We start from the raw sequence: 20,144 nt of genomic DNA on the forward strand, positions 1-20,144 counted from the left end.
ATCCCGGCTTCGTTTCCGACTGTCTGGAAACGCTGGAAGAGATCGCCGAACAGGCAGCCGAAAGCTTCCACCACAATGGCGGTGAGAAGTTCACCCATATCCCCTGTCTGAACGACAGCGCCGAAGGCATGGCCGTGCTCGAGCATGTCGTGCGCCGCGAGCTTGCCGGCTGGCTTCAGGGGAACCGGCAAGATTAATGGATAAGTCGCCCCGCATTCATCCGGGTGGCCTTTGCAGACTTCCAAGCAGCAACGTGATGTCTTCCTGGATGTCCAGGCATATTTCGCGATACTCGTTTACAAGGTCTTGCTCAGGAGACTGTTTCCTCAAAAGTTCGTCGACCCTCATCGCGGCGAGTGCGTAGGTCTCGAAAAGAAGATCGTATTGCTCGCCTTACAGGGCGCGGAGCTGTTCTCGCTGACGAGGCAAAGCAACAGCCACGCGACCCCGATCGATCTTAGCTAACGACGTCTTCATCTAGCTAATCACCCAGCAGATTTGAACCGTCCAAAGGGTTGCTCGCGTAAAAGCGAGAAAACCTATGCCCTCTGCACCAGCGCCTGAATAGAGGAACCAGATCGCAAAATTCAGTACGGATGCAAAGGCGACCCACGCCGCCAGCGGCACGAGGCAAAGCGCGGCTGTCTTGTCGACCCGCCAGGCCTGCGCGATCGCTGCGAGGATAAACCCGATTTGCACGATGATGTTTCCTAAGCCGGCGATCGGACTTTGCATGGCGAAGAACATCCATGATCACAACGCATTGAGAGCGAGCTGGACATAAAATAGGGTCAGTGTCGCTAACCTGCCCGGTGTCCTGGCAGGCAGGCTCAGCAGCCGCCAGGCAGCATAAGCCATAAGGATGTAAAGCGTCGTCCAGACCGGAGCAAACACCCAATTCGGAGGATTGAAACTCGGCTTCTGTAGCGTCGAATACCAACTTTCGATGTTCGGGTAGGTCGCCAATTGCCCAAGAATGGATGTCGCGACAACGGGCAAAATCGCGAGCAGAAGTGCCTGGATCCAGCTACGGTTTTGGTTCGCAGTTCTCTGTAGCACCCCCATATCCTCTATTCCGTCCACCGCTGACCAAACCTCGTCATTTTGGAGTTCTGATACCGGGCCCTCGAGAGTTTTACCGTGCGTGGATACGCTGCCTTTTCCCTTTACGAACGAGCCTGGTCATTGGATCTGCAATTGTAGATCGATACCTTGCGCGCGGCAGCAGCCGCAGATCGCGTTCGCGCTCGTTCACTGAAGGCATCCTTTCTTGAAAGTCGGCTTGCGGCGACGGCGGTCAAAATCACGTTGGGCGCAGCGGTGATCCAATGCGGCCAAGATGCCGTAACGATTGTGCTGGACAACGTCCGGCTGGGAACGCCCGCATGGTGCGGGCCTGCAAGGAGGAATTGACGAAATGAAACGGTCCCTTAAACGTACCACTGTGATTGCGTCGATTTTCGCTCTCGTAGCCTTCACCGCGAATGCCGACAATCCTACTGTCGGTGGAGCGGCCATGTCCGAAAGCAAGAACATCGTGGAAAACGCTGCGAATTCAAAGGACCACACGACACTCGTTGCAGCAGTAAAGGCCGCAGGTCTGGTGGAAACGCTTTCAGGTGCTGGTCCGTTCACCGTGTTTGCACCGACGAACGCAGCCTTCGAAGCCTTACCTGCCGGCACTGTCGACACTTTGCTGAGACCGGAAAACAAAGAAAAGCTGGCCAAAATCCTGACGTGTCATGTCGTTGCCGCCAATGCGCTTTCCGATGCGATCGGCAAGATGATTGCCGACGACGGAGGGAACCATCCGGTCAAGACCGTCGGCGGTTGCATGCTCTCGGCAAAGATGGATGGCGATAAGATCACACTCACCGACGAAACAGGTGGCACGGCCACCGTGACGGTCGCCGACGTCAAGCAATCGAACGGTGTCATTCATGTGATCGACAAGGTCCTGCTTCCCAACGCGTGACAAAAGCGGTCGCGTTGCCCCACGCCTTTGCCGCCGACCACGTCGGCGGCAAACGGGTCGGATCGCTCCCTGCGATGCTCAGCATCACAACGACGCTTGAAATCACCGGACGTTTTCGCCGTGCACATCAAGATGTAAGTTCTATGCCGCGTAACAATGTTCACCACTCAATGGGCAGCCCATCATAGGCAAAGAACCCTCCGGTGTTTTCCGCAGTCAATCCATCAATCATCTGGAACATTGCACATGCGCTCGCGCTCGGATTCAGCTGGCGGTGGTGGGTGGAGTAGTCGACCGTCATTTTTGTCGCGACCGTTCCTGGATGCAGCGCGATGACTACCGCGCGCGGATGGGTGCGGCTCAGTTCTACGGAAGCTGTGCGGACGATCTGGTTGAGTGCAGCCTTCGACGCCCGGTAGGATATCCAGCCCCCAAGGCGATTGTCTCCGATCGACCCCACTCTGGCAGACAGAAAGGCGAAGATGCTGCGTTCCCTGCGGGCGAGCTTCGGCGCGAAATGTTTGAGAACGAGTGCTGGTCCGATAGCGTTCAGCGCGAATTGCCGCATCATCACAAGGGGGTCGATTTGCTTGAGTGATTTTTCAGGGCCGACTCCATCGACAACAAGTCCCCCGGTCGCACAAAAAACAAGGTGCAGCCCGTCTGCAGCCTCCGCTGCTGCCGCAACGACACTCTCTTCGTCTGTGATATCGAAGCCATTTTCCCTACGCGAGAGCGTTACAAGCTGCAGGCAATTGGGATCGGACCGGAGTTCGCCGGCGATTGCGGTTCCGATGCCGCCGCTCGCTCCCAAAACAACCGCGCGGTATCCTTGAGCAAGTGACGCGAGCGGCATCTTACAATCCTCCTCTAAACACCAAGACCCTCGTCCAGACGTTGCAGGAAGGTGCTGGCACTTTGCCGATAGCCATTTCTCCGGTCCTCCGTCATGCGCCTCCAGGTGGCGTAAGATTGGTGAAGCCGCCGGTTCGTAGAAAGCTGTTCCGCATGGCGGTCCAGAAAGTCCCAAAAGAGAGAATTGAACGGGCAGGCGGACGTTCCGGCCTTCTTTCGGACATCGTATTTGCAGCCCTCGCAATAATCCGACATGCGGGAAATGTAGGCGCCACTGGCACAATAGGGCTTTGATCCCAGCAAGCCGCCATCCGCGAACTGGCTCATCCCAATTACATTTGGGAGTTCCACCCATTCGAAGGCATCTGCATAGACTTCCAGATACCATTCGTGGAGCGCAAAGGGGTCAAGACCCGCAAGCATAGCGAAATTCCCGGTCACCATCAGACGCTGTATGTGGTGCGCGTAGGCGTTGTCGATAGTGTCCTTGAGCGTCGTCGAAAGGCACGCCATGTCCGTCTTTCCCGTCCAGAAGAAGTCGGGTAGCGGACGCGATGCCTTGAAGACGTTCCGGTGGGCGTATTCCGGCATGAGCCGCCAATACATTCCGCGCACATATTCCCGCCAACCAATGATCTGCCTGATAAAGCCCTCGACGGCATTAAGCGGCGCGCTGCCTTCGGAGTAGGCGCGTTCCGCCGCTTTGCAAAGCTCGAAGGGATCGAGCAAACCCAGGTTCAAGTACGGTGAAAGGACGGAGTGATTAAGGAGGGCGTCGTCTTTCAGCATCGCATCCTGCGTTTTGCTAAAAAGCGGCAGAAAATCACGAATGAAAACGCCAGCCGCATCTTGAGCATCAGAGCAAGTCACCGCGAAGTTGAAATCTTCCGCCGTACCCATATGTCCAGAAAAGCGGGATTCCACGAGATCGATGACTTCGCGGGTTATCGTGTCCTGCTTGAATTGCAGTCGAGCAGGCCGAAAAAGGTCCGATTTGGCGGGGGCTCGGTTTTCCGAATCGAAGTTCCAACGGCCGCCGACAGGATCGTCTCCCTGCATGAGAAGATTGGTTCTACGACGCATGTGGCGATAGAAGAACTCCATGGTAAGTGTTCGCCGCCCGTCTGCCCAAGCCGTAAACTCCTCATGGGAGCATAAGAAACGGGCGTCGGGACGAACATCGACTGGAACCCCGAACATAGACTGCCAACTCGAAACCGCCTGGCGGACACGCCACTCTCCGGGCTCGGTCACGACGACACAGTCCGGTGAAAGCATATCCGCAGCCCTGCTCAGTTCGCCGGTGAAGGATCCTGAATTGTCCGCATCGTCGAGCCGCACGTAACGCACTGAAAATCCTCGGATGCGCAATTCATCCGCGAAATGCCGCATGGCTGAAAAGATCAGCACAATTTTCTTTTTGTGATGCCTCACGTAGGTGGCCTCTTCTACCACCTCGCACATCAGGACGACATCTCTTTGCGGATCAGCCCCATCCAGGCTTGAGATCCTGTGGGACAGATGGTCGCCAAAAATGAAAATCAGTCTGCGACAGCGGTTCATGTTGAGACGACACCATTTGAAATAACCAAGAGTAATTACGAGGGGAACGGCTCGTTGGATTAGCGCCTGGTGTGGCCGCGAAGGTTTTCATCACATATGGAAAGGCGCGCCGGTCTGATAGATGAAACGGCTCACTCCTGATATCGACAGAGAGGCTTCACACGCGCCGAGCGCGCCCTTCAGCTCACCTAATGGCTTGAAGCGCTGATTAGCTTGCAGCCGGGGGGCCGTGCATCGCAGGTCTCCACAGGATCAAATGGCCTTTCGACTGAGCATCCAGTCTAATCTGCGTAATTGCAGGCGGTCATCGGTGCTCATGCGTTGGGTGGACCCTCGGCAAGCAGACCTATAAACGAAGAGCGCCTACCTTCGATCCATTTGGCCTTAAGGGGATGGTTGGCGCGTCAATCCCCCTCAGTAAGGTACGATGAAATAGCCTTGGCAAGTTGCTCCGCTCGCCTGACATTGTCAGGATCCGCCAGCATGAAGTCGGACGCCAGGGCTTCGATGATTGCCATGGCCGGGACGTTTGTGGCCGAAAGAACCGGGTGTCTGGATGGCGCGAGAAGCAATCGGTCGGCGAATTGAGCAAGCGGAGCGGCTGGAGAATCCGTTATGGCAACAATTTTCGCCTTTTTGTCACGCGCATATCTGACGATCTCCACAACATCCCTGGAATACCTGGGAAAAGATATTGCCACCAGTACGTCGCCTTCTCCAATCGACATCGCGCGCGCGGCAGCCGACTCCGTTCCTCCATATTGAGCGACATTTACAACTTCGTCGCGATAAGGTTGCAACGAAAGGACCAACATTGCCGCGAGGTGCGCAGAAAGGCCAAAGCCTATCACGAATACCCTTCGAGCCGCTCTTATGTCGCCGCAAGCAAGGCGTATGTATTCGGCGGTTTGCGGGCTCTTGAGCGCGTCGATGTTGGAGCCCGTCACCTCGATGCTAAGTTCGACACCCTGGCTACGTTTATCGAGGTCTCTGATCGACGCATCGAGCTTGGCGACAGGCGCAATCAATTCGCTCACCATAGCGGCAGTGGACGAGCGAAAATCCGAAAAGCTCGCCAATCCGAGGTCTCGAACAAAACGGCTGACGCTCGAAGCCGAAGTTCCCGTTGCGGAAGCGAGTTCCTCGATGCCGTGCGTTGCCACGAACATCGGGTCCCTCAGCACAAAACCGGACAGTGCCCGCTGAGACGCTGATCCGTCCCGCAGGAGACTGCTAAGTTCCAGGCCTAGAGGAGAGGTCGCAAAGCGGCGATCGGCTTCTGCGTTCCAGGTGTGGGGTGTATGCAAATTTTCTTTCATTTGTTGACTCTATGAAAAATTCCTGCCATTGAGAAGTTAGCTTAGCTGATTTTGGGAGGAAATCGCATGCGAATGAAATTTCTCGCTTCAATCGTTGCCACAACGATGCTCGCCGGCACTGCGTTTGCAGAGGATCTCCGCATAGGCGTGGAAGGAAACTATCCGCCCTTTTCCGTAGTTGCTCCCGATGGAACGCTCTCCGGCTTCGATATCGACATCGCAAATGCGATCTGTGCGAAGATGAAGAAGAACTGCGTGATGGTGCAGCAGGAATGGGACGGGATGATCCCGGCGCTCAATGCCAAGAAGTTCGACATCATCGTGGCTTCGATGACGATCAACGAAAAGCGCAAGAAGGTCGTCGACTTTTCCAACCCTTACTATGACGTCCCGTCGCGATGGGTGGCGCGCAAGGGTGACTACAAGAGCTGGTCGCCGGAAGAGCTAAAAGGCAAGACGATCATCGTCTTGCGCAACTCTCCGCGTGCCGAGTATGTTGCGAAGAACTACCCCGAGAGCACCGTTTTGGCGGTGGACAAGGAACCGGCCGTCTACCTGGAACTGGCGGCGGGCCGCGGCGACATCGCCTTCGGATCGTCGGTTGTTTCGGCCGAATCTTTCCTGAAGAAGCCCGAAGGAAAGGATTTTGAGCAAGTCGGAGACACCCTCTTCCTGGGCGAGGACGCCGACGGCGGCGTCGGGATCGCCGTGCGTAAGTCAGATGGCGCTCTGCGCGAGGAAATAGATACCGCTCTGTCTTCCATCATGACCGACGGTACCTATAAGCAGCTGTCGGGCAAATACTTCGACTTCGACGTGACGCCGCAATCGGCAAAGAAGTAGTTCTTTTCCCGCGATCGGCGCCTGGGTGGCGCCGATTGCAAGGGGTGCTGTTCCATGTTCCAAGGTTATCTACCGATGATTCTGGAGGGGCTTCGTGTGACCCTCAGCGTGGCGTCGGTCTCACTGGCGATCGCTTGTGTTATTGGCCTGATTGGCGCATCCGCAAAGGTCTACGGCGGGAAGGCGGCAAGATTGTCGGCTACTGCGTACACGACGACGGTGCGCGCATTGCCGGATCTGCTCGTTATGCTCGTGGTCTTCTATGGCGGCCAGATCTTGCTAAATTCCATTTCTGAAACCTATGGGTGGGGTTATCTCGATGTCGACCCCTACATAGCCGGCGTTAGCACGATCGGATTTGTATTCGGAGCTTACCTGACCGAAACGTTCAGGGGAGCGATACTCAGCGTGCCGGCGGGGCAAATAGAGGCTGGCTTTGCATACGGTCTTTCCCGCTGGCAGGTGGCCTTATACATTCTGCTGCCGCAGATGATACGGCACGCCGTGCCCGGCCTGACGAATACGTGGTTGGTCATGTTGAAGGCGACAGCCCTGGTGTCGATTATAGGGCTCGACGACATGGTCCACCGGGCTGGGCTTGCGTCTGCGGCCACGCGGGAGCCATTTACGTTCTACGCGCTGATCGGCCTCATCTATCTCGCCGTCACCACATGTTCGGTTCTCCTCTTCGGAGCGCTTGAGAAGGTATCCTCACGCGGTGTTCGCAGCGGAGGTGCGGCATGATCGACTGGGAAATCATCGTCGATAACCTGCCGGCATTCGCGGGCGGTCTGATAAACACTTTGATCCTGTTGGCAACCGTCATCGTCAGCGGTTTTGCGATCTCGGTTCCCCTGGCACTCGTGCGCTCGTCGCGGTCGCCTTTCTCTCGCGCGGTTTGGTTGTTCACCTACGTCATCCGCGGCACGCCGCTTCTTGTTCAGCTGTTTGTCATCTACTACGGAATGGCCCAATTCGAATTCGTGCGCAGCAGCGTGCTATGGCCGCTATTCCGTTCTCCGTGGTTTTGCGCGTGGCTTGCGCTGACGATCAACACCGTCGCCTATACGACCGAGATATTCGCCGGCGCGATCCGAACCACAGCGCCAGGCGAAATTGAAGCGGCACGATCGATCGGCTTGAGCCGCGCGGCGGTCCTTAGATACGTGATCTGGCCATCGGCCTGGCGTCGCGCGCTGCCCCAATACGGCAACGAGGTGGTGATGATGATGCATGCCACCGCCCTTGCCAGCACGGTGACGATCGTCGAGGTGATGCGGGTCGCCCGGGACGTCTACACCAACTATCTGGTCCTGGCGGAATCCTTCGGCGTCGCCGCCGTAATTTATCTGTGTCTGACCATTGGTCTCACCACTTTGTTCCGCCGGCTCGAGAAGCATTTTTTGCGGCATCTGTCCCGCTCAGACGTTCCGAACGCCAAAGAGCAGCCAGCCGAGCGCCTCAATCCGAAAGTTGCATGATGAAAGAGACAATCTTTGAAATCGAAGGTCAGGGACCCTGCACGCGGCATCGCTTGAAATGTGTCGAATTCGGGCGGCAGGGAGACACGCCGCTCGTCTATATCCAAGGTGGTCTCCATGCCGACGAGGCTCCCGGCATCATCGTCGCGCATGCGCTTTGCGAGACGTTGGCGATGCTTGAGGCGGACGACGCGATCTTGGGCCGCGTTAGGGTTGTTCCGGTTGCCAATCCGGTCGGGCTGTCCCAATTTTCACTTGGTCAGCAGGAAGGCCGTTTCGATCTCTATGACGGACGGAACTTCAACCGGCATTATCCCGATTTCGGACCTAAACTGCCCCCCCGACTTTCTGACCGCTTAGGCAGAGACGCCAGCGCCAACATGGCCGCCATACGCGCCGAGTTGATGGCACTGGTTGAGGAATGGGACGTCGTCACCCCTTCGGACAATGTTCGCAAATGCCTCATGAAACTTGCGATCGACGCCGATTATGTGCTGGACCTTCATTGCGACGGGGAAGCCGAGGTTCATCTCTACACCCAACCGCATTTCGCCCAGACATTCTCGTCGCTGGCGACGCGCGTTCACGCAAGAGCAGTGCTGCTTGCTGAGATCTCAGGACTTAATCCGTTCGACGAGGCCCTCGTGCGCCCATGGTTGGACCTGGCAAGAGCGCTGCCAGACGCGAACATCCCGCTCGGCTGCGCATCGACCACCGTTGAGTTGCGCGGTCGAAGCGATGTCGATAGGCGACGTGCCCGCAGCGACGCGCAAGCGATCGTCGAGTTCCTTCGCGATCTAGGGGTCGTCAAGGGTTCGGCGGGGAAAGCGCCGGCCAAACTGTGCGAGCCCACGCCCCTTGCCGGTTCAGAAGCTGTCATTTCACCGTCTGCGGGGGTGGTGAGCTACGCACTCGACCTTGGCCATCACGTAAGCGCTGGTGATGTGATCGCTGAGATCATCGACCCGCTTTCAGGCACGGTGACAGCCGTAAAGGCCCAGACATCAGGCGTGTTCTACGCACGCGCTGACAGCCGCATTGCCGAGCGAGGCAAACGTCTCGGCAAGATCGCCGGCAACGATGTGTTCCGCAACGGTCCACTTTTAAGCCCATGAGCGCCAAGACACGGAGACAGACTATGACGGCGATGCTCGAAGTGACCAACATCCGAAAGAGGTTCGGGACTGTCGAGGTGCTCAAAGGCATCTCGCTCAGCGCGAGGCGTGGAGATGTGATTTCCATGATCGGCGCGTCCGGTTCCGGCAAAAGCACGTTCTTGCGATGCCTCAATTTCCTGGAGCACCCGTCCGAGGGCAGCTACCGGTTTCAGGGAGAAAAACTTGACCTGAGGAAGGCGTCGAATGGTGACCTGATGGTACATGACGCCAAGAGGCTCGCTTCGATGCGCTCCCGTTTGTCGATGGTTTTTCAGCAGTTTAACCTGTGGAGCCACATGACGGCGAAGGAGAACGTGATGCTGGGGCCAATGCGCGTGCAGGGGATAAACCGCGCCGAGGCCGCTGAGCGAGCCGATGCGTACTTGGAAAAAGTCGGTGTATCGCATCGCCGGGACGCCTTTCCGGCCTTTCTCTCAGGGGGAGAACAGCAACGAGTAGCAATCGCCCGGGCGCTCGCAATGGAACCGGAGATCATGCTTTTCGACGAGCCAACCTCGGCGCTTGATCCCGAACTTGTCGGCGAGGTGCTTCGGGTGATGCGGCGATTGGCCGAGGAGGGAAGAACGATGATCGTCGTAACCCACGAAATGGCGTTTGCCCGCGACGTTGGCAATCATGTCATCTTTCTGAGCCAGGGTGTGATCGAAGAGCAGGGCGATCCTCGCGATGTTTTGAGCAATCCGAGTTCCGAACGTCTTCGAAGCTTTCTATCTTCGCGCGATATGAGTTGATCCCGCTCTGGCCGCCTCAATCTCCGAGGTAGAGTGGTCTGGAGAAGTCGGTCACATCAACTTTTGTACCGTCGAAACGGAAAAATATCCGGCGAGAGCGGATGCCGTGGTTATGAAGACGCCCCACACCATGTCCACCAAGCTGACTTGCAACGACCACCCCTTGATCGTCGCCAGATTGGTCATGTCGTAAGTGCCGAAAGCGACAAGGCCGAGCAGAGCGCCCGATACAAGCGCCATCGTCCAACGTCCGGAGCTGAGCGCAGGTATGACGGCAAAATATGAAACACCGGTGACATAAATGAGGTAAAATGCAGCGGCGGCAATGAGATTTGGATGGCCGAGCAGAAGCTCTCCAATTCGGCTGCGATAGAAATTCGACGACCCAGTCAGCCACAAAAAGTCCAAACCGAGGAACACGATCGCTGTCGCCACGTAGGATATCGCGTAGGTCATCGGTCGCTCCGATCAGATCCGAAGCACGGGCTGCAGCAAACGCATGAACCAGCTCGAGAACCTGAGCGGCGCGTCGGTTACTGCCAGACAGATACAATCTTGCTCAGGCGTTGCCAGGGGCTGGTGTCGAACGCTCGTGTCTGCCTCCTCAATATCGCCGCGGGCGAACAAGAGCTCTCCGTCACTGAAACTGCCACTGAGCACCAGTGTCAACTCGCGACCTCCGTGACTGTGTTCAGGCACCGGTTTTCCAGCAGGTATGCGAAGCAGACGCGCCGCTGTCGACCGATCGGCGAGCTCGATCGGAATATGATACGCGCCACGTCCCAGGGACTTCCATTTCAGCTCCGCCAGATCTCCTCCAAGATAGGATCTCAATGGCTCCGGGATGGTTGGTGGCGAAACGACTTTGACTACTTTCGTTGGCTCCCTCGGCGAGACGCTACGGTTTTCTTCCCCGGCTCGTATGCGCTCTTTCAACCGATTGAACGACGAGACCTCGATTGGCACTGGCGATATGCTCTCAAACAGCTCTCCGGCGGCGTCTTCCATCAGCGTCAGCCTTGCCCGGCAGTTCGGGCACAGGGCAAGATGCGTAGCAACAGCAAGCCGCCAACCCTCTTCAAGCGTGCCGGATGCATATCCCACCAGCAATTCGTCGCTCACATGATGACGGATATTCATTTTCCGTCCTCCAGCGCAGTCCGAAGCCTCGCAAAGGCAAGTCGGATTCTCGATTTCACCGTTCCCAGCGGCAGGTTCAGCTTGGTGGCAATCGCACTGTGAGAACAATCGTCGAAGAACGACAGCGTCAATAATTGGATTTGTTCCTGAGGCAAGTCCTTCATGGCGTCCTTCAACCGGGTCGCATCCTGGCGTTCCGCCAGCTCGTTCTCCGCGCTTTTTGCATCGTCCGGCACAAATGCGGGGTCATTGACGTCGAAATCCGGCCTCCGGTTCTTGCGGTAGGCGTCGATACGAAGGTTACGGGCAATCGTGAAGATCCACGTACCTGCGTTACCACGTTTCGCTTCGAACTGGCCTGCCTTGTTCCAAACGGTGATCATCACTTCCTGCATCAATTCCTCTGCAACGTTTGGATCACGCGTCAGGCGCGCCATATAGGCCTTAACGCGCGGGCCGTAATAGCGGAACAGCGCCTCGAAAGATTCGATATCTCGCTTGCGACCAACTGCCTCAAGCAGAGAGCAGGCTTGATCTTTAGTCAGTTCCTCGGCCGGCTCTATCATGCGTCCACGCTTCTTATCCCTCCCAAGTCCGACCAGGCGCTCATGCCCAGGTCGAACAAATGGGATATCTGGAACAGCGGTAGCCGAAATCGCAAGAATTGTCTCCATGGCACCAGTTACGATGCCTCCCGCTTCTTGGATCATTGTTGTTCAAGATTTTGCAAGGTGATCAATCCGATCGGGAGATTTTTTCGTAGTGCGTTCGTAGGTGTTGGTCAAAATGAGGGACGACATGCGGTTTGATCGGGGTATGAGGGGTGAATTCGGGCAACGGCGTGTCGCTGTGATTGGCGCCGGTATTTCGGGGATGTCCGCGGCCTGGCTACTCGGTAAGAGCTTGGAGGTGGTGCTATACGAGGCCGGCGACAAGCCCGGAGGTCATGCCAATACAGTTGTGGCCCCCACGGCTTTTGGGCCGGTTCCCGTCGACGCAGGGTTTATTGTTTATAACGATCGCAACTATCCCAACCTCGTAGCGCTGTTCGACCACCTCAACGTCCCGACCCAAGCCTCCAACATGTCGTTCTCCGCGTCGTTGGATGGCGGGGCATTCGAATACTCGGGCTCTGGATTGACAGGCTTGTTTGCTCAGCCGTTGAACGCACTTCGTCCGCGCTTTTGGAGAATATTGTCAGACATTTTGCGCTTCTATCGCGCCGCTCCCAAGGCCCTCAATTGCCGGAATCTGGCTGGCAAGACACTGGGTCAGTATCTTGACGAGAATGGCTATAGCCAGGCTTTCATTACCGATCATCTCCTTCCCATGGGCGCTGCGATTTGGTCTACAACCACCACACGCATGCGAGATTATCCCCTGCATGCCTTCATTCGGTTCTGCGACAGTCATGGTTTGCTTGCATTAACGGACAGGCCTCGCTGGCGAACCGTGACCGGCGGAAGCCGAGAATATGTTAACAGGCTAATGTCGGACTATTCCGGCGAGCTTCGAACAAGAAAGGCAGTCCGGGAGATCCGCCGCGAGGTGGGGACCGTGATCATAACCGATCGTGATGGCAATCGTGACACGTTCACGGATGTTGTCATCGCAACTCACGCCGACCGGGCTTTGGCGATGCTTGCGGAACCTAACGCACGTGAAAGAGAGCTGTTGTCGGCGATCGGTTACACGAGCAATAAGGTGGTTCTGCACACAGATACCTCATTGATGCCCAAACGGCGAAACGTGTGGTCGAGCTGGAACTACATTGGCGCGTCGGACGATTGCGGTGAGCGCCAGCTTTGTGTGACCTATTGGATGAACCGATTGCAAGGCATCGATCCGGCGACACCGCTTTTTGTGACGCTGAACCCGCATCAAAAGATAGCCAGTGAGCGGATAATCGCGACATTCGATTATGACCATCCTCTGTTCGATCATCGAGCCTTGGTGTCTCAAAAGGAGCTTTGGCGTCTCCAGGGACGCGGCGGTGTCTGGTTTTGCGGGGCGCACTTCGGCAGTGGATTCCATGAGGACGGCTTGCAGTCCGGGCTTGCGGTTGCCGAGGCGATCTCCGGCATGCGGCGTCCGTGGGCGGTCCGTGACGATTCTGACCGGATCCCCTCGGAGATCGGTTACGCGGCGGCTCAATGATGTCAAGGTCGGCTCTTTACAGCGGGCAAGTGTGGCACGTTCGGTTTCGGCCCCGCCGGCATAGGCTTTCCTACAGGGTCTTTTCGCTGCTCCTCGATCTGGATGAGTTGGAGTCCTTAGACCGCAAGCTGCGCCTTTTCAGCCATAATCGCTGGGCTCTTTTCAGCTTTCGCGACAGCGATCACGGCAATGGTGAAGCAGGCGCGCTTCGCAGCTGGGTCGAACGCCAGCTTTCTGAGGCCGGGGTGGACGCGAAGCAGCTGCGTATCCGTGTACTATGTTACCCCCGCATTCTCGGCTACGTCTTCAACCCTTTGACCGTCTTTTACTGTGAGGCAAGCGATGGCCAAGTCCGGGCCGTTCTCTATGAGGTCTGCAACACGTTCCACGAACGTCATACCTATGTCATTCCGGTGAGCGACGACCAAGGCGGAGCGATCCGGCAGTCGTGCGTCAAAGAACTTTACGTTTCTCCGTTTGTACCCATGGATTGCCGCTACGAGTTCAACCTCAGGCCGCCGGGGGAAACCGTGTTCGTCGGCATAACCGAAAACGATTGTGACGGGCGACTTCTCACGGCTGTATTTTCCGGTGAAAGGGAAGAGATCTCGGATAAGAGGCTTTTTCTAACGTTCCTAAAACACCCCCTCATGACTGTAAAAGTAATGGGTGCGATCCATTGGGAGGCGCTCAAAATCTGGCTAAAGGGCATGCCCGTGCATCGTCATCAACCGGCGGACCTGCTGGTCGCTACAACGATTGTCTCCCGCTTTGAACAGAAAGACACCTTGGCATGAGCGAGCTTGATCGGGGTGCGGCGTTGCCAATATCGGGTCGCCCGCTGTGGCAGAGAATAGTATGCGGTTGGCTTGCCCGTATCAAAAGCGGGCAGTTACGCGCGGAGTTCCCGTGCGGGGCGGTGCATTTGATCAAGGGGAACGTCCCTGGTCCGACTGCAGCGATCGTCTTCAGGAACGCAAGACCGGTCTGGCGTATGCTAACCAGCGGCAGCCTGGGGTTTTCGCGATCCTATCTCGATGGGGACTGGGAGACGCCAGACCTGGGCGCGCTCATGGATCTGGCGCTTGCCAACGACGAGACCCTCAAGCCCGCGCTCGCGTCTCGCCCGTTACTAAGCCGCCTCGCTTACCTCCGGCATCTGTTCAGACGAAACTCCCGCGCCGGGAGCCGCCGAAATATCGCGTTCCATTACGACCTCGGGAACGGTTTTTACGGCGCATGGCTCGATGAGACGATGACGTATTCTGCCGCTATCTTTGAGCGGGAAGGGCAGTCACTCGGTGAGGCCCAGCAATCTAAGTACGACAGGATCCTAAAAGAGCTTCGAATCGGTCCGCAAGACCATGTTCTTGAGATCGGTTGCGGCTGGGGTGGGTTTATGGAGTACGCTGCCTCGCGCACGGGGTGTCGCATTACCGGGCTGACTTTGTCGAAGGAACAGGACGACTTTGCAAGAGCTCGGCTGGCAGACAAGGGATTGTCTCCGTTGGCCGAGGTGCGGCTGCAGGACTATAGAGATTGCAAAGGATGCTTCACCAAGATCGTCTCCATAGAGATGTTCGAAGCCGTCGGAGAGGAGAATTGGCCGGTTTACTTCGCTCAGCTCCGAGCAAACCTCGCTCCAGGCGGACAAGCGCTGATCCAGGTGATTACGATCGATGAGAGAAGGTTTGAGCGTTACCGGCGCAACGCCGACTTTATCCAAACCCATGTGTTTCCCGGTGGCTTGCTGCCTTCTGCGGCAGCTTTCAGGCGGGAGGCTGTATTCTCTGGCTTGCTGGTGCGGGACGCATTTTCCTTCGGCCGTGACTACGAAAAAACCCTGCTCATGTGGGAAGGTGCTTTCCTCAAGAGTTGGCACAAAATTAAATCCGCTGCATTCGACGAACGATTCAAGCGCTTGTGGCTCTACTACCTTCACTACTGCGCCGCCGGCTTTCGCAACGGTACCATCGATGTCTACCAGTTCCGGCTGGAATCCAAGTGACGGATGTCAGGTTTCGTCCTGACGCAACATTCGGCGCGTCAAGGCGAACCGCAGGCTTGGAGGGAGGGCCTTCAATAGCTTCAAGACCACTTTCATCCTCCAAGGGAATGCGATCTCGAACTGTCCTCGCTCAAGCCCGCGCTTGATGTATTCCGCCGCACTTTCCGACGAGATCAGGAAGGGCATTGGGAAGTCATTCCGGCGGGTCAAAGGCGTATCGACAAATCCTGGATTGATGATTGTCATCTGAACGCCCTGCCTTTCCAGTTCGGGATAAAGTGCTTCGCACATGTTGATCAACGCGGCTTTCGTCGCGCCGTAGCCTGCGGCCCCAGGAAGGCCCGTGTAGCCCGCGACGGACGCCATTACTGCGATCCGCCCCGACCGGCGCGCTGTCATCGCTGGCATAATTGCCTGCAAACAGTTCACGGTTCCCATGATGTTGAGCCCGACCATATCTCCGATGGCCGCGGCGTCGAAGGTCGACAGGCTATCGCGCCGGTACGTGCCCGCGCCGAAAACCGCCAAGGAAATAGGCCCTAGGCGCATTTCAATGTCGCGTACGGCGATTTCAGTCGCTTCGCGGTCGGTCACATCGAGGGGAAAAGAATGGACCTTGTTCTCCAGCGATTTTGCGAGCATCTCAAGCCCAGCGGTGTTCCGTGCGCTCACGGCTACGGTCCACTCATCGAGTGCCAACCGAATTGCAAGCGATTTACCGATTCCGGAGCTTGCGCCGGTAACCCACGCCACCTTTCGACGATCCGTCTCGTGGAAGGCGTGATTGTTGATTAAATCGCGACCGATAGTCATGGAAACCTACCTCAGTGGGCGATAGGGAAAACGTGTCATCAACCTGGCAGCCGTAGACGAGCTCAATACCGTCAAATGCGGCCAAGAAGGTCTCGTTGGGCCACGCGATCGATCGGAAAACGCCACATGAGGCCGATTGCTGCGAGTTTCGGAACGATCGGTAACCAGGCGTAAAGCATCGAAAGTCCCTCGAGCGCGTGGGGCGACGAACGTTCTTGAGCTGGATCGAAGTCAAACACACTCAGCAACGGAAATACCGCCCCCACGGCTGCCGCGAGCGAGAGCTTTGTGGCAAGCGCCCACGCGGCGAAATACATGCCCGTCCGCTGAGAGCCGGTGACTGCTGTGTCATTGTCGATTACGTCTGCCTGCATGGACGGCGGCAAGACCAGGTCGAAGCCGAGCAAAAGGCCGGTACAAACGCATATCGCACCGAAGGCAACCAGATCGCCGTCTCCGAGAAATCCAGATAGCGCGAATATGGCGCACGTCGCTATCATGGCGCTGCTCCACGCCTTGTGCTTGCCCCACCGCCTTGCGGTCTTCAACGCGATCGGTACGCCGATGACAGCGCATGCGAAGTAGAGAAGGAGAAGCGGGCCGCGCCAATCCGGTGCGCCGAGACGCTCTGAGACGAAGTAAAGAAACAAAGTAGCTGGGATTGCGTTGGCAAAGCCGTTCAAAAGAAAAGCTGCGATGAGACGCAGGAAGGGCCTGTTCTTCGACATGAAAACGAGGCTTTGCACCAATCCAGGCTCCCGCCTCGACCGATTAAACGGTTCAGGAACGAAGGCGAACGCCGCAAGACCTGTGATCGGGAGCATCACCGCGACCAGGATGGCTATCGTCTCTAGCCCCTCCGCACCAGTGCGGGCTGTCGGCCTGAAAACGAAAGGGAGGCTTATGGCCGCTAAGGTGCCGATCAGTGTCGTCCCTTCGCGGAAAGCGGCGATGCGTGTTCGCTCGGCATAGTCGCTTGAAAGTTCTGCGCCCCAGGCAGTGTACGGAAGAGATGTCCAGGTAAAGCCAAGTGACAAAAGCCCGCCCCATAGAACCAGATAGCCCAGTCCGACCGATTGGGGCGGCCAGAAAAGCATGAACGCGGCACTTGCAGTCAGCGGGATCGACGCCACAAAAAAGCCGCGACGGCGACCGCAGGCCCCAGGCCAACGGTCGGCGAGCCACCCGAACATCGGATCGCTGGCCGCATCAAGAACACGAATGGCAAAAAGTGCGCCGCCAACTGCCGCGATAGGAAGTCCGATCACTTCGGAGTAAAACGTTGGGACAATCACGAAAAGCGGCAAGGCGAGCGCCGCCAGCGGAAACGCTGGTAGCGCATAGAGGATGAGCGTCGAGGTGGATGACCTGGATTCGCTTCTGCAAAATGCTCCGCCCATCCGTCACCGCCTCCTGAACTCTACACGTGTCCAGGCAACCGGAAGTCCGATCTTCGTCACGTAGGCGGTGTTGAGTACCCGGCCATCATTGTTTAATCTCATTGTGTCGTGAAAGCGCACCTTGTTCTTGCGGTTTTCCGGGTCCAGGAAGACCAGATAGCTGAAGCGTGCGACGTTATCCTTAATCCGCACCTCGGTCTTTCCGATCACGTCCTCGCGCATACCCCAATACGTGCCGGGTCCATCTTTGATGAACCGCCACGTCTTGCGATCGCGAGTGCCGTCATCGAACGTGAAATCTTCCCTAAGCGTCAGGGTTCGACCATCCCATTTGCCCAGCAACTGAACCTGGAATGACTTCTTGACCCCGGTGATGCTGTGAAAGCTACCTTCCGCGATCGACTTGCCCGTAAAGAAACCCTCAAGCGAAAAGGATTCGGCGGCCGCTGGTTTGATAAATGCGAGGTTCATAGCGACTGCCGTGAGAAAAACACTGAAGGTGTGCATGCTTCTCCTCTCTCAAATCCGTTGCAAAGCATAAGCATCCATTCCATTTCCCGTATCCGGTGCCACTTCAAAGTTCAGGACCTATTCGGGCTATGCCGGTCTTTCCGTCGTCGCGGATCCACTTCAGTCTCTCTCCATCGACGCGATATAGCTCGAAACACATGGAGCGCCCGTCGTACCAGGTGCGAAATCTCTGGCAGAGGCGGTCAGACTGTATCCACCAAGTGCCGGTGTCTTTGGGTTTGACGAACCTACCGAGGCCTAAAGCTTCGCCGTCACCGTCGACACTGCCGCTCCTTCGATAGTTGAGCGGGAATTCCCCACCGAGGGGGGCTTCAAGGAAGATACGCCGGCCGACGATCTCTCCCCCGATCTCGTTTGCTTTGTATCGCTCCGCGGCAGCCTCTGAAGCAGTAGCCGCGAACAAAGCTGCGATTGTTATTGCAGTTCGGAACATGGCTGGTTCGTTTGCTCTCGTTGTTTTTATCAGCATTCGATACGAGCAGGAGGTGGGGTTGGATCATTTCTGCTACCCGATATTGTTTGGATTTCGTGAGCTTTTGGCCGCTCACGTCGACGTCTGTCGCTCGTCCGGGACCGTGGCGCGCTACTGGGATGGGGAAGTTGTGCAACAGGGCACGGGGCAGGACATCGTGATGAACCTGGCAGACGATTACATAGCCAGCTTTGTTCGGGAAGTGAACCGTGCCCGCGTCATCAACGTCGAGACGGTCGCCAACGCGCTGGGTGCTTCGGCTTGTGATTGGCATCAGCCTTTCACTGGTGGATGACCGATGAAAGCGTCAGTGAAGACTCTTTGAGAGGAGTCTCTTGCACAAGCTCCGGTGCTTCCTATCTCATATTCCATCCTCGACATGGAGCCTCGAGATGGACCAAGTGGTACTGAAACTTCCTACCGATCGTCTAATCGAAATCATTCCGCCTAAGCCCATAAAGCGTGACGAACGGAGCACCGCGACGTGCCTGTGTTGTCAAAAGCAGTTCCCAGCCTCACGTATGGACGTCGACGCTTGTGGCATATGCGAGGAATGTCTCGCGCCTTAGGCATATCTGCGCCTGACGTTTTCGGACTCCTGCTGCGTCCGAGCGAAGCGCGGGCAGCTCGGCCGGCATCGTCTCTCTATGGTGGAGAGCTTGGGTATCACGCATCTGCTCATGTTCGTGCTATGCGCGTGTGGCGCGGAAGTACTGATAGAGGTTGTCGAACACCGGGCCGCCCTGGGCTATCCGTTGCTCGTCCTGAGTGTTGGCGGCGCAAATCCTGGCGATCAGGTTGGCGATGCCGTGTGTCTCTTTGCGGGCGAACTTCGCGTCCTTCAGGTCGATGTCGTGCACGATCTCCGAAATGGCCTGCAGAGCCGGATCTGCGATGGCAGCCTTTTTCAGGAGGACTTCGAAGCTTATGTTCGGGCGTAGTTCACTGGCGGCATTATCTCGTGGATCAAGAGCTCCAACAAGGCTCGACGCAAATCTTTGACCGCCGCGAGCGTTGCCGCCTCATTAAGTTCTACAAGTCGTGAGTAGCCACGACATCGGCAATGAAAATTGCCGCCAGCCTGCGTTCTCCATCGGTAGTCACTTCTTCGGCCCCTGGTTATGCCAGTGCTGCCCGATACTCATGGCCGGCCACTCAGAAATCAGGAAAGAATAGCTTAATGCCGCCTGCGCGACCATTATCGCAGTTAGGAGATTGGGCGGCCCTTGCTATCCACGGAATGTCCGATATTCGAGCACTAGACCCCGATGAAATCTGACGGAAGTCTTGACGTACAAATTTTCCTCCCACGCCAAACAGACATGTTGAAATCCTAACATAAAGTGTTTTGCTTCGCGACAAGCTGCATTGCCAAAGCTTTACGAAGAATCCGGATGCGAGAGGTCGAATTTTATCTATGTATACTGTGAGGCTTGTTCAGCCGGCCCCAGTGGCTGCGCCGAACGCGGCAACCTGCAGCAGACCGCCGGCCATGGCGATATTCTCGAAGAAGTGGATGAACTGGTTCTACTCGCCGAGGTGTCGCGAAGCGACAGCGCCGAGGCAACGCTGAACTGAGAACAGGACCAAGCGACGATACGGGCCCAGAAGCCGAGGGTCAGTTCGACGCTGCCGACGCTGTCAGTCACGACCGTTGCGCCACATCACAGAGACGGGA

General features: G+C 56.8%; 22 protein-coding genes and 2 pseudogenes. 12 read left to right on the top strand and 12 right to left on the bottom strand.

Annotated elements, in window-relative coordinates; translation table 11 throughout:
* The coding region (locus I8N66_RS20690; RefSeq protein WP_291157159.1) for a ferrochelatase at positions 1-197 on the top strand (197 nt) is incomplete at its 5' end.
* A gap of 280 nt (positions 198-477) precedes the next feature.
* Here I8N66_RS20690 and I8N66_RS20695 read toward each other — a convergent pair.
* Positions 478-1,065, bottom strand: a pseudogene (locus I8N66_RS20695) (TspO/MBR family protein).
* A gap of 352 nt (positions 1,066-1,417) precedes the next feature.
* Between I8N66_RS20695 and I8N66_RS20700 the strand changes: the two are divergent.
* Positions 1,418-1,975 (top strand): fasciclin domain-containing protein, encoded by a 558-nt coding sequence (locus I8N66_RS20700; RefSeq protein WP_291157207.1) that lies wholly within the window; start codon positions 1,418-1,420, stop codon positions 1,973-1,975.
* Positions 1,976-2,135: 160 nt separating this feature from the next.
* Here I8N66_RS20700 and I8N66_RS20705 read toward each other — a convergent pair whose 3' ends face one another.
* From I8N66_RS20705 to I8N66_RS20715, 3 genes are all read right to left on the bottom strand, one after another.
* Positions 2,136-2,831 carry an SDR family NAD(P)-dependent oxidoreductase gene (locus tag I8N66_RS20705; protein ID WP_291157161.1) on the bottom strand — a complete coding sequence of 232 codons (696 nt, stop codon included), beginning with the start codon at positions 2,829-2,831 and terminating at the stop codon, positions 2,136-2,138.
* A 14-nt stretch (positions 2,832-2,845) separates the two neighbouring features.
* The gene (locus I8N66_RS20710) at positions 2,846-4,393 is read right to left on the bottom strand and encodes a cryptochrome/photolyase family protein (protein WP_291157163.1); all 1,548 of its coding nucleotides are present in this window, start codon (positions 4,391-4,393) and stop codon (positions 2,846-2,848) included.
* A gap of 404 nt (positions 4,394-4,797) precedes the next feature.
* Complete coding sequence (locus I8N66_RS20715) at positions 4,798-5,712, bottom strand: MurR/RpiR family transcriptional regulator (protein WP_113541110.1); 915 nt, start codon at positions 5,710-5,712, stop codon at positions 4,798-4,800.
* Between the two features lie 72 nt (positions 5,713-5,784).
* On the opposite strand from I8N66_RS20715, the gene I8N66_RS20720 reads away from it, so the two are divergent.
* From I8N66_RS20720 to I8N66_RS20740, 5 genes are read left to right on the top strand one after another with little or no spacing between them, the layout of a single operon-like run.
* Positions 5,785-6,555 carry a transporter substrate-binding domain-containing protein gene (locus I8N66_RS20720; RefSeq protein WP_291157166.1) on the top strand — a complete coding sequence of 257 codons (771 nt, stop codon included), beginning with the start codon at positions 5,785-5,787 and terminating at the stop codon, positions 6,553-6,555.
* 54 nt (positions 6,556-6,609) lie between these two features.
* Positions 6,610-7,299: an ABC transporter permease gene (locus I8N66_RS20725; RefSeq protein ID WP_291157168.1), complete on the top strand. Its 690-nt coding sequence runs from the start codon at positions 6,610-6,612 to the stop codon at positions 7,297-7,299.
* Complete coding sequence (locus I8N66_RS20730) at positions 7,296-8,036, top strand: ABC transporter permease (protein WP_291157170.1); 741 nt, start codon at positions 7,296-7,298, stop codon at positions 8,034-8,036. The genes I8N66_RS20725 and I8N66_RS20730 overlap by 4 nt, the downstream gene beginning before the upstream one ends.
* Positions 8,033-9,151: a M14 family metallopeptidase gene (locus tag I8N66_RS20735; protein WP_291157172.1), complete on the top strand. Its 1,119-nt coding sequence runs from the start codon at positions 8,033-8,035 to the stop codon at positions 9,149-9,151. Before I8N66_RS20730 ends, I8N66_RS20735 begins: the two co-directional genes overlap by 4 nt.
* A gap of 32 nt (positions 9,152-9,183) precedes the next feature.
* Positions 9,184-9,945, top strand: a complete 762-nt coding sequence (locus I8N66_RS20740; protein WP_365887607.1) for an ATP-binding cassette domain-containing protein — start codon at positions 9,184-9,186, stop codon at positions 9,943-9,945.
* A 51-nt stretch (positions 9,946-9,996) separates the two neighbouring features.
* Here the strand turns inward: I8N66_RS20740 and I8N66_RS20745 are convergent, their stop codons facing one another.
* From I8N66_RS20745 to I8N66_RS20755, 3 genes are read right to left on the bottom strand one after another with little or no spacing between them, the layout of a single operon-like run.
* Positions 9,997-10,401 carry a DUF2177 family protein gene (locus I8N66_RS20745; protein WP_291157176.1) on the bottom strand — a complete coding sequence of 135 codons (405 nt, stop codon included), beginning with the start codon at positions 10,399-10,401 and terminating at the stop codon, positions 9,997-9,999.
* Positions 10,402-10,413: 12 nt separating this feature from the next.
* The gene (locus tag I8N66_RS20750; RefSeq protein WP_291157179.1) at positions 10,414-11,085 is read right to left on the bottom strand and encodes a ChrR family anti-sigma-E factor; all 672 of its coding nucleotides are present in this window, start codon (positions 11,083-11,085) and stop codon (positions 10,414-10,416) included.
* A complete protein-coding gene (locus tag I8N66_RS20755; RefSeq protein ID WP_365887598.1) occupies positions 11,082-11,795 on the bottom strand; it encodes a sigma-70 family RNA polymerase sigma factor in 714 nt (237 codons plus the stop codon). Before I8N66_RS20755 ends, I8N66_RS20750 begins: the two co-directional genes overlap by 4 nt.
* A gap of 76 nt (positions 11,796-11,871) precedes the next feature.
* Here I8N66_RS20755 and I8N66_RS20760 point away from each other — a divergent pair, with 76 nt between their 5' ends.
* From I8N66_RS20760 to I8N66_RS20770, 3 genes are read left to right on the top strand one after another with little or no spacing between them, the layout of a single operon-like run.
* Positions 11,872-13,242: an FAD-dependent oxidoreductase gene (locus I8N66_RS20760; RefSeq protein ID WP_291157181.1), complete on the top strand. Its 1,371-nt coding sequence runs from the start codon at positions 11,872-11,874 to the stop codon at positions 13,240-13,242.
* The gene (locus tag I8N66_RS20765) at positions 13,242-14,039 is read left to right on the top strand and encodes a DUF1365 family protein (protein WP_365887601.1); all 798 of its coding nucleotides are present in this window, start codon (positions 13,242-13,244) and stop codon (positions 14,037-14,039) included. Before I8N66_RS20760 ends, I8N66_RS20765 begins: the two co-directional genes overlap by 1 nt.
* Positions 14,036-15,250, top strand: coding sequence for a cyclopropane-fatty-acyl-phospholipid synthase family protein (locus tag I8N66_RS20770; RefSeq protein ID WP_291157185.1), 1,215 nt, complete (start codon positions 14,036-14,038; stop codon positions 15,248-15,250). The genes I8N66_RS20765 and I8N66_RS20770 overlap by 4 nt, the downstream gene beginning before the upstream one ends.
* A 6-nt stretch (positions 15,251-15,256) precedes the next feature.
* Here the strand turns inward: I8N66_RS20770 and I8N66_RS20775 are convergent, their stop codons facing one another.
* The 4 genes from I8N66_RS20775 to I8N66_RS20790 all read right to left on the bottom strand — a co-directional run bounded on the left by I8N66_RS20775 (position 15,257) and on the right by I8N66_RS20790 (position 18,427).
* Positions 15,257-16,063 (bottom strand): SDR family NAD(P)-dependent oxidoreductase, encoded by an 807-nt coding sequence (locus I8N66_RS20775; protein ID WP_291157187.1) that lies wholly within the window; start codon positions 16,061-16,063, stop codon positions 15,257-15,259.
* Between the two features lie 71 nt (positions 16,064-16,134).
* Positions 16,135-17,463, bottom strand: coding sequence for an MFS transporter (locus I8N66_RS20780; RefSeq protein WP_291157189.1), 1,329 nt, complete (start codon positions 17,461-17,463; stop codon positions 16,135-16,137).
* A gap of 3 nt (positions 17,464-17,466) precedes the next feature.
* Positions 17,467-17,970 carry a DUF3833 family protein gene (locus I8N66_RS20785; protein WP_291157191.1) on the bottom strand — a complete coding sequence of 168 codons (504 nt, stop codon included), beginning with the start codon at positions 17,968-17,970 and terminating at the stop codon, positions 17,467-17,469.
* 67 nt (positions 17,971-18,037) lie between these two features.
* Positions 18,038-18,427: a hypothetical protein gene (locus tag I8N66_RS20790; protein WP_113541096.1), complete on the bottom strand. Its 390-nt coding sequence runs from the start codon at positions 18,425-18,427 to the stop codon at positions 18,038-18,040.
* A gap of 157 nt (positions 18,428-18,584) precedes the next feature.
* On the opposite strand from I8N66_RS20790, the pseudogene I8N66_RS20795 reads away from it, so the two are divergent.
* A pseudogene (locus I8N66_RS20795) lies at positions 18,585-18,704 on the top strand (proline/glycine betaine ABC transporter ATP-binding protein); the annotation flags it as partial.
* Between the two features lie 451 nt (positions 18,705-19,155).
* Here I8N66_RS20795 and I8N66_RS20800 read toward each other — a convergent pair.
* Complete coding sequence (locus I8N66_RS20800) at positions 19,156-19,395, bottom strand: chromate resistance protein ChrB domain-containing protein (RefSeq protein ID WP_365887609.1); 240 nt, start codon at positions 19,393-19,395, stop codon at positions 19,156-19,158.
* A gap of 439 nt (positions 19,396-19,834) precedes the next feature.
* Between I8N66_RS20800 and I8N66_RS20805 the strand changes: the two genes are divergently transcribed.
* The gene (locus I8N66_RS20805) at positions 19,835-20,044 is read left to right on the top strand and encodes a hypothetical protein (RefSeq protein ID WP_113541094.1); all 210 of its coding nucleotides are present in this window, start codon (positions 19,835-19,837) and stop codon (positions 20,042-20,044) included.
* Positions 20,045-20,144: the final 100 nt, after the last annotated feature.

This window comes from Ensifer sp. SSB1, assembly GCF_016652895.1.
GTDB lineage: Bacteria > Pseudomonadota > Alphaproteobacteria > Rhizobiales > Rhizobiaceae > Ensifer.